Origin of the sequence: Enterococcus mundtii, from assembly GCF_013394305.1 — a bacterium.
Classification (GTDB): Bacteria; Bacillota; Bacilli; order Lactobacillales; family Enterococcaceae; genus Enterococcus_B; species Enterococcus_B pernyi.
On sequence record NZ_AP019810.1, the window covers coordinates 1,727,408 to 1,744,816 of the forward strand.

Annotated in this window: 16 protein-coding genes; 13 read left to right on the forward strand and 3 right to left on the reverse strand. The window is 38.9% G+C overall.

Going from position 1 to position 17,409, the window contains the following annotated elements:
- Positions 1 to 14 precede the first annotated feature (14 nt).
- Together HZ311_RS08235 and HZ311_RS08240 are read left to right on the forward strand one after the other, a co-directional pair.
- Positions 15 to 374: an iron-sulfur cluster biosynthesis family protein gene (locus HZ311_RS08235; protein WP_010734414.1), complete on the forward strand. Its 360-nt coding sequence runs from the start codon at positions 15 to 17 to the stop codon at positions 372 to 374.
- Between the two features lie 18 nt (positions 375 to 392).
- Positions 393 to 1,289, forward strand: a complete 897-nt coding sequence (locus HZ311_RS08240) for a metallophosphoesterase (protein ID WP_023518919.1) — start codon at positions 393 to 395, stop codon at positions 1,287 to 1,289.
- 619 nt (positions 1,290 to 1,908) lie between these two features.
- Here HZ311_RS08240 and HZ311_RS08245 read toward each other — a convergent pair.
- Entirely contained in the window at positions 1,909 to 2,643 is a 735-nt protein-coding gene (locus tag HZ311_RS08245; protein WP_010734412.1) for an MIP/aquaporin family protein, read from the reverse strand.
- A gap of 433 nt (positions 2,644 to 3,076) precedes the next feature.
- Between HZ311_RS08245 and HZ311_RS08250 the strand changes: the two genes are divergently transcribed.
- From HZ311_RS08250 to HZ311_RS08265, 4 genes are read left to right on the forward strand one after another with little or no spacing between them, the layout of a single operon-like run.
- Positions 3,077 to 4,606, forward strand: coding sequence for a helix-turn-helix domain-containing protein (locus tag HZ311_RS08250; RefSeq protein ID WP_023518920.1), 1,530 nt, complete (start codon positions 3,077 to 3,079; stop codon positions 4,604 to 4,606).
- Entirely contained in the window at positions 4,596 to 4,817 is a 222-nt protein-coding gene (locus HZ311_RS08255) for a DUF2829 domain-containing protein (protein WP_010734410.1), read from the forward strand. The genes HZ311_RS08250 and HZ311_RS08255 overlap by 11 nt, the downstream gene beginning before the upstream one ends.
- Positions 4,814 to 5,575 (forward strand): 3-oxoacyl-ACP reductase, encoded by a 762-nt coding sequence (locus HZ311_RS08260; protein ID WP_023518921.1) that lies wholly within the window; start codon positions 4,814 to 4,816, stop codon positions 5,573 to 5,575. Before HZ311_RS08255 ends, HZ311_RS08260 begins: the two co-directional genes overlap by 4 nt.
- Before the next feature lie 28 nt (positions 5,576 to 5,603).
- Positions 5,604 to 6,251 carry a DUF998 domain-containing protein gene (locus HZ311_RS08265; protein WP_096081307.1) on the forward strand — a complete coding sequence of 216 codons (648 nt, stop codon included), beginning with the start codon at positions 5,604 to 5,606 and terminating at the stop codon, positions 6,249 to 6,251.
- Positions 6,252 to 6,370: 119 nt separating this feature from the next.
- On the opposite strand, the gene HZ311_RS08270 is transcribed toward HZ311_RS08265, so the two are convergent.
- Both HZ311_RS08270 and rpsD read right to left on the reverse strand, forming a co-directional pair.
- The gene (locus HZ311_RS08270) at positions 6,371 to 6,913 is read right to left on the reverse strand and encodes a biotin transporter BioY (RefSeq protein ID WP_010734407.1); all 543 of its coding nucleotides are present in this window, start codon (positions 6,911 to 6,913) and stop codon (positions 6,371 to 6,373) included.
- Between the two features lie 997 nt (positions 6,914 to 7,910).
- Positions 7,911 to 8,522 (reverse strand): 30S ribosomal protein S4, encoded by a 612-nt coding sequence (gene rpsD / locus HZ311_RS08275; protein ID WP_010734406.1) that lies wholly within the window; start codon positions 8,520 to 8,522, stop codon positions 7,911 to 7,913.
- Positions 8,523 to 8,845: 323 nt separating this feature from the next.
- On the opposite strand from rpsD, the gene HZ311_RS08280 reads away from it, so the two are divergent.
- From HZ311_RS08280 to mutL, 7 genes are all read left to right on the forward strand, one after another.
- Complete coding sequence (locus tag HZ311_RS08280; protein WP_010734405.1) at positions 8,846 to 9,643, forward strand: formate/nitrite transporter family protein; 798 nt, start codon at positions 8,846 to 8,848, stop codon at positions 9,641 to 9,643.
- A gap of 33 nt (positions 9,644 to 9,676) precedes the next feature.
- Complete coding sequence (locus HZ311_RS08285) at positions 9,677 to 10,309, forward strand: DNA alkylation repair protein (protein ID WP_023518923.1); 633 nt, start codon at positions 9,677 to 9,679, stop codon at positions 10,307 to 10,309.
- Positions 10,310 to 10,323: 14 nt separating this feature from the next.
- Complete coding sequence (locus HZ311_RS08290; protein WP_023518924.1) at positions 10,324 to 11,097, forward strand: HAD family hydrolase; 774 nt, start codon at positions 10,324 to 10,326, stop codon at positions 11,095 to 11,097.
- A gap of 388 nt (positions 11,098 to 11,485) precedes the next feature.
- Positions 11,486 to 12,283: a TIGR00282 family metallophosphoesterase gene (locus tag HZ311_RS08295; RefSeq protein ID WP_023518925.1), complete on the forward strand. Its 798-nt coding sequence runs from the start codon at positions 11,486 to 11,488 to the stop codon at positions 12,281 to 12,283.
- Between the two features lie 15 nt (positions 12,284 to 12,298).
- Positions 12,299 to 12,673, forward strand: coding sequence for a YlbF family regulator (locus HZ311_RS08300; protein WP_023518926.1), 375 nt, complete (start codon positions 12,299 to 12,301; stop codon positions 12,671 to 12,673).
- A 13-nt stretch (positions 12,674 to 12,686) separates the two neighbouring features.
- The gene (gene mutS / locus HZ311_RS08305) at positions 12,687 to 15,275 is read left to right on the forward strand and encodes a DNA mismatch repair protein MutS (protein WP_414099150.1); all 2,589 of its coding nucleotides are present in this window, start codon (positions 12,687 to 12,689) and stop codon (positions 15,273 to 15,275) included.
- Positions 15,276 to 15,292: 17 nt separating this feature from the next.
- Entirely contained in the window at positions 15,293 to 17,401 is a 2,109-nt protein-coding gene (gene mutL / locus HZ311_RS08310) for a DNA mismatch repair endonuclease MutL (RefSeq protein ID WP_023518928.1), read from the forward strand.
- Positions 17,402 to 17,409: the final 8 nt, after the last annotated feature.

Here is a 17,409-nt window from a genome sequence, read left to right on the forward strand (position 1 = left end):
TTGAGGTGATTAAGATGGAATTTATCGTATCAAAAGAAGCGGAAGAACTGCTTCGTGGAAAAGTGAATGACAATGAACAATTATTGCTAGATGTAGAAGACGGAGATGGACCATTTGCGAATAGCCGGATCACTTGCCAAATCGATACTTCTTTTCGTCTGATTATTGTAGAAAAAGAAACATCGGCAGATCTAAGCTTATATTCTGAAGTAGTCGATACCCAAATGGGACCAATCAAAATCAAGAAAAGCGCACTCGTTTATTTGGATAATCCGACGACGTTAGCAGTAGAACCAACTTACAAGAGTCTGCAACTGAAAGGACCAGGAGGAATCATCAAAAATAACCTCCAAATCGTCACATCAACTATCTAAGATTTAGAAGGAAAAAGAATGGGAAATTTAGCGATCATCAGTGACTTACATGTGGACATCAATCAATTTGGCGAAGCTGAATTAATGCTCTTATGGGAAGTCTTACAACAAAAAAAGATTACTCGGCTTCATTTGGCTGGGGATACCGCCAATAAAGTCGATCGTTGTGTCGCAGTCGCTGAATTTTTTGCAGAGCGACTACCAACGACTTTCCATTTTGGCAATCATGAGTTAGCCGATGTTACTGGCGAAGCAATGATCAGTCATTTTCCAGACGTCCATTTTTTGAATGAGCGCTATATTCCATTAAATGAGAAAACCGTGTTATTAGGCATCAACGGTTGGTATGATTACCAATTCTCAGAAGAAAAAGACGTGAAGAAAATCGTTCGGATGAAGCGTTTGTACTGGTATGACCGCTTGATTGAGCGAGATGGAACGGATCTAGAAGTGAATGATCGAGTAGTAGAAGCAACACGATCATTATTGGATACGCTACACAAAAAGAAAATGAATGTGATCTTATCAACCCATTTTGTCCCAAAACAAGAATTCATTGTTTACCAAAACGCGCCTTATGAACGTTGGAACCAACTCAATGCGTTCTTAGGTTCAGCTTCATTTGGAAAACTACTCGATCAATACGATAATCTTCAACAAGTCGTCTTTGGGCATACACATCGACGGTTTGAGGATAAAGTACTCCAAGGAACGACGTATAGTTGTCGGCCGTTTGGCTATTATTACGAATGGCAATTGACACGAGATTTTATCGATGAATATCAATTGATTGATCGTTACAATCCAATGAAATTACGCGTATTATTACGAACGCATCGTCCAGAATTTAAAGAATACCAGTTACAACATTTAAAAAAAGAGTTTGAACAAGCAGTAACAGTGATTGCTTACTGAAAATTTGAAGACCACCAAGTATCGATTTAGATGACACTTGGTGGTTTTTCATATATTTTTTGGTTTTACTTCATCGATCGTGTAATCTAGCGTTACATCAGATAATAAGCTGCCAACTTCTTTTTTCAATTCACTTGTCTAAATGGATTCTTAATCGTTTTTTTGTCTTACTTGTGTCCATAATGATTAAATTCTCTCTTTGATGTACAAACTACGACCCTATCCTACCCTTATTTAGGGGGATATACGATAAGAATATTCTTTGTTACTCTATAGTAGAAACTGCTCCGAAGCGAATGGTTATACACTTCGGTTTTTTGTATTGATTTATCTAACCGAGATTTTATTCTTATTTTTGATAAAGATAAAACTTATCATGCCAATCACGAAGAGTACCAAGCCAAAAAGTAAAGTATGAGTGATGCCGATTGGCTAAGGTGCCACCTGTCCTTGATTAAAAAAAAGTATTGAAGATATCCGATAAACAAAGAAACTGGCATCAAGATGATTTAAAGGATATTAAGCCAATCAGAGGATGATTTTAGTTTTGAAATCAATAAAAAACGGAAATCTAAGGAATTGCTTCCAAAGATTTCCGTTTTTATAGTACTCATTAATTTTATGCCATAAATAATGCTTTGTAGACAAATACTGCTACAACACCGGCACAAATTGGTGCAATAACTGGAACCCAAGCGTAATCCCATTGTGAAGAACCTTTATGTTTCAATGGTAACAACGCATGAACCAAACGAGGTGCAAAGTCACGTGCTGGGTTCAATCCAGGGCCTGTAGGACCACCTAGTGAAGCGACCAATGTCCAAACTAAGAAACCAAGAGCTAAGTGAGCTGTTCCTAAGTTATCTTGGAAGAAAGGTGCTTTTGTGATACCTAACGCGCCAAAGAATAAAACGAATGAACCGAAGAATTCGTTGACGAAACCATTGAATTTAGAACCAACACTGTTGATAGTTGAGAAAGTTCCTAAGACATGGTTTACATCTTCAGTTTGATCATAGTAAGGTTTATAACAAGCGACCACGATCAATTGTCCAAGAGCTGCTCCAAGTAATTGTGCAACGATATAAGGCACGACTTCTGCCCAAGGGAATAAACCATTAGAGGCTAAAGCGATCGTAAATGCCGGATTGATATGATTTCCGCTAATGCCACCAAAAATCATTGCTGGCATCATCACACCAAAACCATAACCAACAGCAATCAGCATCCAGTCACTGCCATATCCTTTTGTTCCTTTTAAATCTACGTTTGCGACAGCACCATTACCTAAAACGATCAATAATGCTGTACCAAGTAGTTCCGCCGCTAGACGGGTCATAAGTGAATAATCCATAATACCCTCCATTAATTTATTGAAATATAAAAAAGAAACAACAACACAGCGGGTGAAGTGTTCCGTAAGAGGTGTACTTCTGTTGTCGTGATAAGTGCAAAATAAAAAACGACTTCTTTATAGAAAGAAATCCGAGCAACAGTCGACACATTGATAAAACCCTATGACACAAAACACCAACCCTAACTATAAATATATCAAAAATAAATAGTGAATTTTATCAAATATTGTTGCTATCAACAAACATTTTTTGAAAATTTCAGAAAAAATGAAACTGAAATGGAACGAATAATCGCACTATGCACGATGAGTGAATCGTCTACAAAAAGAAGGGGATTACTGTAATTGAATGCCTCCTTAGCTTGTCTGTTTTGGTGTTTCAATAAGGATTATATGCTACAATGAGGAAAATAGTCGATAAGGGGTGAAGTCGTTGTATTTGTCTTCTGAGTACTTAAAACGTTTTGACAAAGACTTATATTACAAGGTGCTCTTACTCGAAAGCTTTGAGGATCAGGTAGGGCACACAGCGGCACAACTTGCACAAAAGGTTCAACTAGACGCACGAAGTGTAACCAGATATTTAGTTGAATTGATCAAAAATTATCAATTATTCAGTGGAAAAGAGCAATCTTTATTTACGAAGAATCATCGATCGGGTTATCATTTCTATGATTCTCTGGATCCTATTGAACGTGAACGCTTTTTGATTTACCTCGTGCAAAGTACGCTTAAATACCAGCTATTGCACGACATTTTTTTTGAAGAATTTCATACGCTCTATCAATTCTCACAAAAGCATTATATTAGTGAGTCAACTGCTCATCGGAAAATCAATGATTGGAAAGAACAATTTTCGAGGTATGGTATCCAACTCAAAAGAGGAAGCTATATTGCGTGTGGGGAAGAAGAAATCATTCGATTATACCTACATATGACTTTTTGGCAGTTATTTCGTGGTAAAGTTTGGCCCTTCGAAACTATTCCACAACAGGACGTCAAACAAATTGCTGACCAGATTTTACAGTTTTTTGATGTTCGGTTGAATGAGATCAAGAAACGGCGATTAGAGTATATGTTAGGTGCATTTTTCTTACGTAAATCACAAAAACATTTCGTGGTTTTAAATAATAAAAAACGACAGTTGATTGAAAAAAATCCACTCTTTGAAGCATTCAGTCAGTGGATGGCGCCTTTTTTTCCAAACTATTTCCAAGGGAAAGAAGAATTAGGTGCACTATTTCTAGTGCTGATGACCAGAGAAGAATACTATCAATCGTCAGGAATCCGTAAGCAGATTTTTGCTTTTCACCGAAAACAACAAACCGCTCCTTTTATAGCTCTATTAGAAATGAAGAATGCGTTAGCAGCATACTGTGAAGAAAAGCAGTTGACCGAGGAATCATTCACCAAAGAAGCAGAGAACTATTTGCTAAGTAGTCATCTGTTCGCGTACTTGTTTCCTCATGCGAAGGAAATGGTTGATGGGGAAGGTAGCAATTTTTCTAGACACTTCGTTAGTGAAAATGAGTCATTGAAACAATGGTTGCTGAATTTTTTCAATCGTGCAACACAACGTGCAGACGAGTGGGTCTATGAGAATGCGACTTTCTTGATGCGAAGGTATCTAACCGTGTTAAAAACGATGCGTGTTTTTGATCGACAATTACCAAAAGTCACTATTTTACTGATGACAGACTTTCCTCTTTTTGAAGAAGAATTACTAAAAGAAAACCTAAGGTACTTTTTCAGAGAGGAGTATCAGTTGTACTTTTTACCAGCGGATTATCGAGGAAGAGAGGTCGATCTATTACTATCCACAAGCAAGATCCATCGCAAACCTTGGGCGGATCTAGACTATTTCATCGTCACAGATGAACTTGAACTCTCGGATTATATCCGTTTATTTGATAAAATCAAAGAAATCCAAATAAAGAAAGAGAGAAAAAATCATGACATTTGAAGAAGTATTGCCACAGTTAAAAACAGGTGCAAAGGTTATTAGAAAAGGTTGGAGTGGATTTGAATTATATGTTGTTCTAGTATCCGATGATGAATTTGATGGTTGTCCAGTAACGCCTTATTTTCTGATCAAAACGAGCGACGAAGGATTTTCTAGCTTTGCGCCAACCGTTTGCGATATTCTAGCAGAAGATTGGATGATCGTTGAATGACGAATCATTATCCGGACTTAGCGAGTCAAGTCGTCTTTGTGACAGGTGCCGCTCAAGGAATCGGTGCTGCACAAGCAGAAGCTTTTTTAAATCAAGGAGCGAAAGTATTTGGTGTGGATTTGAAATTAGGTAAGATGGAAGAACTAGCCATAAAATATCCTACGCATTTTATCTCATTTCTCGGTGATATTTCACAAAAAGAAGTGATTGAACAAGCGGTCACTACGTGTCATGAAAAAGTCGGCGATATTTCAATCTTATTGAATACCGCAGGGATTCTTGATGGCTACAAGCCTTTATTAGACACAGACGAAACACTTTGGAATCGGATCTATGAGGTCAACGTAAGAAGTCTCTTTCGATTAACAAAACAAGTGTTGCCTGATATGCTCGAACAGCAAACGGGAACGATCATCAATATGGCCTCCATTGCAGGTATGGTGGCTGGCGGTGGTGGGATCGCGTATACGAGTGCCAAACATGCCATTATTGGGTTCACAAAGCAATTAGCCCTTGATTATGCTGCGCAAGGGATACGTGTAAAAGCCATCGCACCAGGCGCCATCCAAACACCGATGAATGCAGCTGATTTTGCAGGTGACGGAGAGATGGCCAAATGGGTCGCAGAAGAAACGCCTGTTAAGCGTTGGGCACAGCCGGAAGAAGTGGCAGAATTGACGTTATTTCTTGCGACGCCTCAAGCGAGTTATATCCATGGAGCAATCGTTCCAATCGATGGTGGATGGTTGCTTAAATAGCTGAAAGAAGAATAAGTGGGGGAAACGTATGAAAGTGATCGATTGGTTGATGCCTCTTGGAATGGTTAGTGTAGTTGCTTATTTTGTACATGTGTTTCTTGGGCAATACCTTTGGGAATCATATGATCCAATCACGACAGACATCAGTTCTTTAACCGCCGTTGGTGCGCCAAATGCGAATTTATTGAATATGATCCTGCTTATCTATGGTATAGGCTTTTTACTGTTTGTCATTGGAATGGTCGTGAACGCCTTTGAAAAGTATCATGGGATGACTCGGATCGGTTATCTGATTTTTCTTGTGATGGCAAGCACTACAGTGGTAGGCTATAAACTATTTCCATTGACAGGCGATAAGGCGGATATGAATTCCCAAAATACGATGCATATTGTTGTGACGATCATTGTCGTATTTACTACTATATCGTCTTTATTCCTTATTGGATTTGGTTATCTTAAACAAGAAAAACTACGTACGTTAGGAAAAATATGTATTGCTACCGCCATATTGATCACTTTTTTTGGCGCATTGAATCCAATTGGAATGGCACAAGGATGGAATATTTTAGGGTTGACGGAGCGAATGGTGATCTTCCCACTGCAAGCCTTTGTTTTCTTTCTGTCCTTCATCTATACGACGAATAATAAGCTGATAGTGAAAAATGAAATGGTATAACTGGATGATTATAGAAGTGTCTGGCTATGAGAATAAGCGATATCCGCCAAAAAATAGTTGCTCTATTTAGCGGATATCGCTTATTTTTAAAGTTTTTCTTTTTTTATCCTATTAATTTTTTAAACTAATTTTTGAATGTTGAATCGTAATCTTTTTCTTAAAGTAGTGCCAACATAAGCTGCTCCCGTACTTTTGAGCAACTCTGGTAACAAGAAGGGGAAGAACCCACTCAATAGAGCAGTTTGAATAGACAAATGACTACTAAACGATAACCAAAGAGTTCCTACAGATAAAGCAAGAAGAGAGCCAAATAGATTGGCACACCAAGCATGGAAAAAGCGAGAATTAGTCTTCTCAATCCACCAACCAATTACGAAAGACTGAAGAATAAAACCAAAAAGGTAGCCACCAGATGGTCCGAATAAGATGCCCATTCCCCCAGTCATGCCAGAAAAGACGGGAAGTCCGATCAAGCCTAATAAGAGGTACATACAAACTGCGAGAGTACCAGCACGTTTCCCAAGAAACGTGGCGGTCAAGCCAATCGCAAAAGTCTGACCAGTAAGTGGAATCAATCCTAATGGAATAACAAATTGTGAGAGAACTGCAATGATTGCAGCAAATTCGGCAACGAGTATAAGTTCTTTTAATGATTTTGTCATCCGTTCTCCTTTCGTTAACCTTATTTATTTTTGTAGTTAACGAAATTATAGAGGAAGAGAAAATAAATGTAAAGTCTCTTTATGATATATTTTGAAAAAGCACATAAGAAGTAAGAGTACAAAAATATTTCCAAATGTGAGAAAAAGTATGAATAGCAAGTGTTTTGATACGTGATATAATTTTTATATAACATAATCAACTATATTTTGGCACATAGAAAAATGAGGATGATCATTCATGATCTTTCTACAGATAGGTGCCCAACCTAGTCAATGAACTGGTTTGTTGGTTGAAACGGCCAGTGAACATTCATCGATTTGCCATGGGTAACAAAAAGCTGTTTGACGAATGAATGTGCCAATAATCAGCAACTGTGAAAGTGACAAGTTAACATGTCTATCCACCATTGATAAAGGGAGAAATTAAGCAGTTGCTTGCTTAAAGGAGACATTTCATTGGAAAAACAATGATGCGAGACAGTTTATGAAATTTGAAGCATCACACTGTAGAGGACATGTTCTTTTCCTCGTCTAAATCAAGTGGGAAGTGGCAGTTAAAAGCTGTATCTTCAGAGAACAATTGAGAATATCAAAAACTTCGCTGTTTTATCACCCAAGTAGCGAATACAAATTGATTTCTCTTGCTATTGTTCGAGTCATGGATGCACCTGAACCTGCTAAAGCCAACATAAAAAGATAACACTCGACTCAACGAAATACGTACGTTGTTTTGAGGTCTATCTTTTTATGTGTGTCCGAGCGAAGAAAAGACACGGGGACATTATTTCTTATTACTTGGAGCTAATCGGATTTTTTGCAACCTTGATAAACGGTGTTCAAAAAGCAACACTTCGGACATAAGCCAAAAAAATCAAAAATGAAACAGCCATTTTCGATTTTTCTGGCTTATGCCTTAGTGTTGAGCGCTTCTTTCGCAACCTAAAAAAAACCAGCTATCCAAAAGATAGCCGGTTTTTTTGTACCAAAGTTTTTTGAATTATAGGCTTTGGTTGTAGTATTCAACGACAAGTGCTTCGTCGATTTCTGGGTACAATTCGTCACGTTCTGGTAAACGAGTCAATGAACCTTCTAATTTTTCAGCGTCAAAGCTTACGAATGCTGGACGTCCAACAGTTGCTTCAACTGCTTCTTTTACAGTTGAGATGTTTTGTGATTTTTCACGAACTGAAATCACTTGACCAACTGCAACGTGGTATGAAGGGATATCAACACGTTTGCCATCAACCATGATATGACCATGGTTAACTAATTGACGTGCTTGACGACGAGTAGTTGCAAGACCTAAACGATAAACAACATTGTCTAAACGTTGTTCTAGTAAGATCATGAAGTTAACCCCGTGTTTACCTTCTTTGATTTTGCTTGCTTTAACGAACAAGTTACGGAATTGACGTTCGTTCATACCGTACATATGACGTAATTTTTGTTTTTCAGTTAATTGCATACCGTATTCTGATTGTTTGCCACGGCTGTTTGGTCCATGTTGACCTGGAGCGTAAGGGCGACGTGCTAATTCTTTTCCTGTGCCAGATAATGAAATACCTAGGCGACGAGAAATTTTCCATGATGGTCCTGTATAACGAGACATTAAAATTTCCTCCAATAGATAACTATATTTTTTGGAGTAAAATAATCCGTTAAAAAATTCATAATCGTATAGTTTGTTCTTCAATCTTCACCTTTGCAGCCGCGGTTACACAATTGAACCCGAAGCGGGGCAACAAACTAGGGACGAGTTATTATTTTTCTGCTGCATTATTTTACACGAACTACAGTATAAGCGATATGACCTATCAATGTCAAGAGAATAAGTAGCAAAAAAGCTTTACAAACCCCAGTTCTGTCTATAGAATAAGAGGGTATATGCCAAAAGCATGAAAATAATTGAACAAATCTTAAAGGAGAAAAGAGATGAACCCAGTATCACCGTTGTTTGAAAAGATTGAGGCATCAATCGAAAAGAAAGTTGATTTGATCGGAAATAGTTACGCCCGGTATGCCGTGCGTGCTTTATTAGCCAGTTTGTTCTTGACACTTGGAACTGCTGTTGCTTTTTCGATTGCGATCAAAGGTGAGCATATTGCTCATGGATTTGGAAAGATACTTTATGCGTTTATGTTTAGTTGGTCGTTAGTCATGATTTTATACATGAATGCTGAACTTGGTACCTCAAATATGCTTTATATGTCGGTCGGGGTCCAACGTAAGCGGTTAAAATTAGGTCTAGCTGCAAAAATTCTGTTTACTTGTATTTTATTTAACTTGATTGGTGGGGTATTATTTGGCTTTTTAATTTCCTTGACAACACCATTCCAAGATCTGCCCATGGATAATTATATGTTAGAGTCGATTGCAGTCAAATTGACGAAACCGACAACAACTATTTTGGTGGAGGCAATGTTTGCCAACATTGTAGTAAATACAGCGGTATTGATTAGTATGCGAATGAAAGATGATGCAGGGAAAGTCTTAGCGATTGTTTTCATTATTTTCATTTTTGCTTTTTTAGGCTATGAACACGTTATTGCCAACTTCCCGGCATTTACATTAGCTTATTTTGTTTCAGGTGGGCAGATGGATGCGATGACTGTTGGTAATGTGATCCACAATCTATCCTTTGCGTTGATTGGGAATTACGTTGGTGGTGGTTTAGTCATTGGTTTAGGTTATGCATGGTTGAATCAATCAAAATCATCCTATGTTGACTAGTTCGTTCCTTTAAAAATCGAAGGAGGCCATCCCTTGGAGACAATTGTTTTCCCGAATAATAAAGAAAAAGCTCAGCAGATGGAAGCTTACATGAAGCATCATTTCCGATTTGCTGGAGTTCCTAAGCCAGAAAGAGCGTTACTACAAAAGGCTCTTTTAAAAGAAAGCCAGAAGATACCTATTTCAGACTTACTTTTATTAGTAAAAGATTATTATATGCAGGAAGAACGTGAGTATCAGTATTTAGCGATCGATTTAGTCCAAAAGAACGTCAAACGTCTTTCTTTTGATAACTTAGTATGGTTACTTGAGCTTGTCTCACAGAAGGAATGGTGGGACAGTATCGATTCTTGGCAAAAAGCCTACAGCACGTGGGGAAAACTTCACCAAGAAGTTGAGGCGGTTTTCAAATTATTTGAAGGTCAAGAAGACTTTTGGTTAAGACGAATTGCGATCACCTTGCAACTAGGGTTTAAAGAACAGACAGATGTCGCTCTACTCGAACGAGCGATTGATGCAGATCGTTCAACAAAGGAATTTTTTATTCAAAAGGCTATTGGTTGGGCGTTGCGGGACTATAGCAAAACAAATCCACTTTGGGTAAAAGAACAATTGACAAAAGAATTAAGCAAGCTTGCAACGAGAGAAGCAAGTAAGTATTTATAGAGAGGCGAGATAGAATGACACGCAAATTAATTGCTTTTGATATCGACGGCACGTTGTTAGATTCCAACAAACAGGCGTTGGATAGTACAAGGGAAGCCTTGGAAAAACTACGTAAAGATGGACATTTAGTGACGATTGCTACAGGGCGTAGTCGCTTTCACGCACAAGAAGTTATCCGTGATCTAGCATTTAGCAATTATATTCTATGTAACGGTGCAGCCGGATTTTTGGATCATGAACAAGTCTATAAAAATTTGCTGGATCAAGAACAATTACACAAATTTATTCAAGAAGCACAAGAAAAGGCTATTGATACCGCATTTGTTAGTTTAGATTCAATCAAACGCTTTTCATCTAATCGTATCGATATGATGGAAGATGCGATGCATTCATTTGGTGCACACTTACCAGAATTGGACGAATACTTTGTTGAAAAACAGGATGTGTATCAAGCGTTAGCTTTCTTTGATCACTCTTATGACCAACAATTCAGCGCTTACGATCGTATCCGTTTTGTTCGCTGGCACGAAAATAGTGTCGATGTGGTGCCACACGATGGTTCCAAAGCGGTAACGATCATGAACCTAGCCAATCGAGTAGGGATTGCGCCAGAAGACGTCATCAGTTTTGGTGACGGACAAAATGATCGCGAAATGCTTCGTATGTCTGGCATTGGGGTGGCAATGGGGAATGCCGTACCAGAAGTCCAAGCGGAAGCAAAAATGGTGACAGATACGAATGATCAAGATGGTATTTGGAAGGCATTGAAAGAGTTAGCTTTGATTTAGGTCATAAACATCATACAACAATAATTTTAGTTAAAAAGAGGGCATGCAACAGGATTTTTCTGATGGAATGCCCTCTCTTCTTATGGTTTTTGTATGATACATAAACGATACGCCATCATCGTACACGTCGTTTTGGTTTTGAAATTGCTGTTTTGGTTCATGTTCTTCATAGGTTTAGCCCTGTCTATTGTTTACTTAGTAAAAAGAATTAAAAAATAAATTTTGATCAATTTACATAGTTAGAGAATAAAGTTATAAAAAGCTGATGCTAGTTAGTTCAAAATACCCTTTCTTGATATTCTAGAAAAGAGCTTCTTTTACAACCTCTTTCCTTTCTTTACTAAAACACTTATAATATAAGATACGTTAGAAGAGAAGAGGAAATCGTGTGCGGGTATTGTTTATTGGTGATGTAGTAGGTGCGATGGGTAGAGAAATGATCACAGAATATCTCCCTCGCTTGAAGAAAAAATATCGTCCACAAATGACGATCGTGAATGGTGAGAATGCGGCTTCAGGTCGTGGGATCACAGAGAAAATCTATAAAAAGTTTCTGCAAGATGGCGTAGATGTCGTGACGATGGGGAATCATACGTGGGACAATCGTGATATTTTTGAATTTATCGATGATGCGAAAAAAATGGTTCGTCCAGCAAATTTTCCAGAAGGAACGCCTGGACAAGGAATCGTTTTTGTCAAAGTCAATCAATTGGAACTGGCGGTCATCAATATGCAAGCTCGTTCATTTATGGTTGATTTAGATGATCCATTTCGTAAAATGACCGAGTTAGTCGAAGAAGCTCGGAAAAGAACACCGATCATTTTTGTTGATTTTCATGGAGAAACGACGAGTGAAAAACAAGCAATGGGCTGGTTTTTAGATGGAAAAGTATCTGCTGTAGTCGGTACACACACGCACGTTCAAACGAACGATGCGCGAATCTTGCCACAAGGAACGGCGTATTTGACGGATGTCGGTATGACGGGTCCATATGATGGAATTTTAGGGATGCGCCGTGAACCAGTGATTGAAAAATTTTTAACGGCTTTACCAAAGCGTTTTGAAGTGGTGGAACAAGGTCGAGGGCTTTTAAGTGGTTGTATCTTGGACATCGACGACCAGACGGGACAGGCAAAAGATATCCAATTGATCCAAATCAACGATGACCGCCCTTACAGAGAATAGAAAGCGAGAGAGAATGTGCAGGACAAAACGACGATCCAATTAGAAGTCGACCAATTGGCGACTCTTTTAAAGAAGAATGAAACGATCACACGTTATCAGGAATTGGAACATAAAGTGAAACATAGTCGTTACTTGAATCAACAAACAGAAGCATTGAAGCAAGCGCAAAAAGATGCCGCACAATATGCGCATTATGGACAAAAAGAAGCAGAAAAAGAAGCGATCAAACGGATCGAAGTCTTGACGCAATCTATCGACGAATATCCTTTAGTGATCGCTTACCGCCGTCAATTGATGGAAGCAAATGAGTTATTGCAACACTTGACTCAAATGATCCAAAATGAAATCAATGAGTATGTAGAGGAGGAGCATAATGCCTCAAAAAACTAAGAACACTCCAATGATGGAACAATATCTAAGCATCAAGGCACAATACCAAGATGCTTTTTTGTTCTATCGTCTCGGAGATTTTTATGAATTATTTTATGAAGATGCTGTCAAAGCAGCACAAATCTTAGAACTGACATTAACTAGTCGAAATCGTAATGCGGATGATCCAATTCCGATGTGTGGGGTACCGCATCATTCTGCACAAGGATATATCGACAGTTTGATCGAAAAAGGATACAAAGTAGCGATTTGTGAACAAGTCGAAGATCCAAAGACGACCAAAGGCATGGTCAAACGAGAAGTCGTGCAATTAGTGACTCCTGGAACAGTGATGGATAGTAAAGGATTATCAGCCAAAGACAACAACTTTCTGACGGCAGTAGTTAATCAAGGTTCCGCTTTTGGGTTTGCTTATGCTGATTTGAGTACAGGTGAATTAAAAACAGCCCGCTTACTTGATGAAGAAGCTGTCTTGAACGAAACTTCCGCGTTACAAACAAAAGAATTGATTCTAGGAACAGAGATCAGTGAAACGTTATATGAACAACTAAGCACAAGACTTGGCTTAGTCTTCTCAAAACAAGAAAGTGTAGAAGAAAATGCAGAATTCAATTTTCTAACGAGTGAGTTGACGGATGAATTAGAAAAGGAAGCGACTGGAAAGTTACTTACTTATTTAGCAGTCACCCAAAAAAGAAGTTTGGCACATATCCAAAAAGCGGTCGAATACCAACCAGATCATTTCTTGAAGATGGATTATTATTCTAAATTCAATTTAGAATTAAGCCAGTCGATCCGTACTGGAAAAAAACATGGCACGCTTCTGTGGTTATTAGATGAAACCAAAACAGCAATGGGGGGACGTTTGCTAAAACAATGGCTTGATCGTCCGCTGATCCAATCCCATCAAATCAATGCTCGGCAAGAAATGGTGGCATCGCTGATCAATAGTTATTTTGAACGTCTTGATTTACAGAGTGCGTTGACGAAAGTCTATGATTTAGAACGTTTAGCTGGACGTGTCGCATTTGGTAACGTCAATGGTCGAGATTTGATCCAGTTAAAAACATCATTGCAGCAAGTACCGATGATTCGCGGGTTGATTGAAGGCATCGATCAAGGACAATGGTCAGAGTTATTAACAGATATGCAGCCAATGGATTCATTAGTGGAACTGATCGAACAAGCGATCCAAGAGGATGCACCTTTACAAATCACTGAAGGAAACGTCATCAAAGATGGCTTCAATGAACAGCTAGACACCTATCGTTCTGCGATGAGAAATGGCAAACAGTGGTTAGCAGAATTAGAAGCGCGCGAACGCCAAAGTACAGGGATCAAAAATTTAAAAGTTGGGTTTAATCGAGTGTTTGGTTACTATATTGAAATCACGAAAGCGAATTTGATGAATGCTGAACTGGAAAAATATGAACGTAAACAAACCTTAGCCAATGCAGAACGATTTATCACACCTGAATTAAAAGAATTAGAAACACAGATTCTAGAAGCGGAAGAAAAATCAGTAGATCTAGAATACCAACTCTTTTTAGCTGTTAGAGAAGAAGTGAAAAAAGCAATCCAGCCATTGCAAACCTTAGCAAAATCATTGAGTACTGTAGACGTCTTACAAAGTTTTGCAACGATCAGTGAACGTTATCAATATGTTCGTCCAGAATTAACGAACAAAAAAACATTGGTGATCGAAGAAGGACGTCATCCGGTGGTAGAAAAAGTATTAGGACATCAAGAATACATTCCAAATAGTGTGATCATGTCGGAAGAAGAAATGATCTTGTTGATCACTGGGCCAAATATGTCTGGTAAAAGTACGTATATGCGACAGTTGGCATTGACGGTATTGATGGCACAGATGGGCTGTTTTGTTCCGGCGCAAAAAGCAGTGCTGCCGATTTTTGATCGAATCTTTACTCGAATCGGTGCAAGTGATGATTTGATTGCAGGACAAAGTACCTTTATGGTAGAAATGATGGAAGCCAACCAAGCGTTGCGCCATGCGACACCGAACAGTTTGATTTTATTTGATGAACTCGGTCGAGGAACAGCCACTTACGATGGTATGGCATTAGCACAAGCTATCATTGAGTATATCCATCAACACGTTGAAGCCAAGACATTGTTTTCTACGCACTATCATGAGTTGACAGTGCTTGATACGGAATTGCCGCAATTGAAAAATGTCCATGTTGGTGCAGTCGAAAAAGATGGCGATGTGGTATTTTTACACAAGATGATGGACGGTCCAGCAGATAAAAGCTACGGGATCCATGTAGCTAAGATTGCGGGTCTACCAGATGAATTATTGTCACGTGCCTCTGCGATCTTAGCCTTTTTAGAATCAGGAGAAACGACACACCATGTCTCGGCACTTGAAGCATCTGTCACGAAAAAAAGCGACTACCCTAAGTCACAAACCAACCAACCAAGCCATCAGGTCAATGAAGAGAGTCAACAACTATCTTTATTTGGTGAAGCAACGGAAGCTGAAACGCAAATCATTGCTGCATTGAAACAGTTGAACCTACTAGAAATGACGCCAATGGATGCGTTGAATAAATTGTACGAACTGCAAAAACAATTATAGGAAGAAGGTGCTGATCGATGGCGAAGATCCAAGAATTATCCGAACGCTTGGCCAATCAAATCGCCGCAGGAGAAGTCGTTGAACGACCTGCTTCTGTGGTGAAAGAACTTGTTGAAAATGCCATTGATGCCCATAGCTCTCAAATCGATATTCTCGTAGAAGAAGCCGGTTTACGAAAAATCCAAATCATCGATAACGGTGAAGGAATCTTAGCAGAAGACGTTGAAAATGCGTTCAAACGTCACGCGACGAGTAAAATCCATAACCGTGATGACTTGTTCCGCATTCGGACATTAGGGTTCCGAGGGGAAGCTCTTCCTAGTATTGCTTCTGTCTCTGAATTGACGATCGAGACAGCCAATCAAGATGAAACACAAGGGACCTATCTTGAATTAAAAGGTGGGGAAGTGTTGACACATCGCCCTGCTCCATTGAGACAAGGTACGAAAATCACAGTGAGCAATTTGTTTTTTAACACGCCTGCACGGTTAAAATACGTCAAGACATTACAAACGGAATTGGCAAATATAGGCGATATCGTCAATCGACTAGCATTGAGCCATCCCGACATCGCTTTTCGCTTAGTCCATGATGGCAACAAGATGTTAGCAACAGCTGGTAACGGAGATTTGAAACAAACGATTGCCGGAATCTATGGTTTGGCGACAGCGAAAAAAATGTTGAAGGTTGAAGCAAAAGATCTAGATTTTGAAGTTTCTGGTTACATTTCTTTACCAGAAGTCACTCGTGCGAGTCGTAATTATCTTTCAACGATCATCAATGGTCGTTTTATCAAGAACTTTTCCTTGAACAAAGCAATCGTGGCAGGTTATGGTTCTAAACTGATGGTTGGTCGTTTTCCAATCGCTGTTTTAGAAGTCAAAATGGACCCGTTGCTTGTCGATGTGAATGTTCATCCAACGAAGCAAGAAGTTCGTCTATCGAAGGAAAAAGAATTGACTGAATTGATTGCACAAGCGATTCAACAAGCACTAAGTCAAGAAAATCTGATTCCTAGTGCAGCAGACAATTTACGTTTCAAGAAAAAAATCGCCGATCAACCTAAAACGGAACAAATCGAAATCGATCTTTCTTATGCGTTTGAGGAACCACCAAAGAAACCCCAAAGTTTAAATTTCGATCGCCAGACAGGTACATTTTACGTTGAAGAAAATCCACAAAAATCAACCTATCCTGTTGATAAGTCTGTGGAAAATGTTGAAAACTCTTCTGTTTTTTCTGAAGATACACTGAATTATCCAGAAAAAGAGGAAAAAACGGTGGATAACTCTGGTGAAAGTGTTGATAACTTTGTAGAAAAACTAGTGGATAACTTTCAACAAAATCATTTATCCACTGTTGATAACTACTCAGTACAAGAAGAACGAACAGCATCAGTAGAAGAGAAAAGCATAGAGGAAGAACCAAGATTTGAGCAAGAAGAAACCAAGTTGCATCCCGAGTTTGACATGAGTCAAGATAGCCGAATGTTGGAGAAAGCAATCAGTAAAGTCGAGCAGGAAGTACCAACACAACGCTTCCCACATCTTGAATATTTTGGCCAAATGCATGGAACCTATTTATTTGCTCAAAGCAATGAAGGCTTATACATCATTGACCAACATGCTGCGCAAGAGCGGATCAAATATGAATATTTCCGTGAAAAAATCGGCGATGTTTCAGATGATTTGCAAGAATTACTCGTGCCTTTTGTTTTAGACTATCCTAATAGTGATGCAATCAAGCTAAAAGAGAAGAAAGAACTATTGGAAGAGGCAGGCATTTATCTGGAAGAATTTGGTCAGAATAGTTTTATCGTGCGAGCGCATCCGACATGGTATCCAAGTGGGGAAGAAGAATCGATCATTCAAGGGATGATCGACATGTTATTGACAACGGGTGAAGTAAGTGTGAAGAAATTCAGAGAAGCCACAGCAATCATGATGAGCTGTAAACGCTCGATCAAAGCGAATCACTACTTGAACGAAGCACAAGCGAGGGTCTTATTAAAAGACTTAGCAAAATGTGAGAATCCATTCAACTGCCCTCATGGTCGTCCGGTATTGATCCACTTTACGAATTCCGACATGGAACGAATGTTTAAACGAATCCAAGATCCGCATTGATCCGCGAG

Excerpts from the sequence above, each read along its gene's own strand:
- HZ311_RS08235 (WP_010734414.1), top strand. The coding sequence starts at position 15 with ATGGAATTTATCGTATCAAAAGAAGCGGAAGAACTGCTTCGTGGAAAA.
- rpsD (WP_010734406.1), bottom strand. The coding sequence starts at position 8,522 with ATGTCTCGTTATACAGGACCATCATGGAAAATTTCTCGTCGCCTAGGT.
- HZ311_RS08255 (WP_010734410.1), top strand. The coding sequence starts at position 4,596 with ATGACATTTGAAGAAGTATTGCCACAGTTAAAAACAGGTGCAAAGGTT.
- HZ311_RS08290 (WP_023518924.1), top strand. The coding sequence starts at position 10,324 with ATGACACGCAAATTAATTGCTTTTGATATCGACGGCACGTTGTTAGAT.
- HZ311_RS08280 (WP_010734405.1), top strand. The coding sequence starts at position 8,846 with ATGAACCCAGTATCACCGTTGTTTGAAAAGATTGAGGCATCAATCGAA.
- HZ311_RS08245 (WP_010734412.1), bottom strand. The coding sequence starts at position 2,643 with ATGGATTATTCACTTATGACCCGTCTAGCGGCGGAACTACTTGGTACA.
- mutL (WP_023518928.1), top strand. The coding sequence starts at position 15,293 with ATGGCGAAGATCCAAGAATTATCCGAACGCTTGGCCAATCAAATCGCC.
- mutS (WP_414099150.1), top strand. The coding sequence starts at position 12,687 with ATGGAACAATATCTAAGCATCAAGGCACAATACCAAGATGCTTTTTTG.
- HZ311_RS08265 (WP_096081307.1), top strand. The coding sequence starts at position 5,604 with ATGAAAGTGATCGATTGGTTGATGCCTCTTGGAATGGTTAGTGTAGTT.
- HZ311_RS08270 (WP_010734407.1), bottom strand. The coding sequence starts at position 6,913 with ATGACAAAATCATTAAAAGAACTTATACTCGTTGCCGAATTTGCTGCA.
- HZ311_RS08240 (WP_023518919.1), top strand. The coding sequence starts at position 393 with ATGGGAAATTTAGCGATCATCAGTGACTTACATGTGGACATCAATCAA.
- HZ311_RS08260 (WP_023518921.1), top strand. The coding sequence starts at position 4,814 with ATGACGAATCATTATCCGGACTTAGCGAGTCAAGTCGTCTTTGTGACA.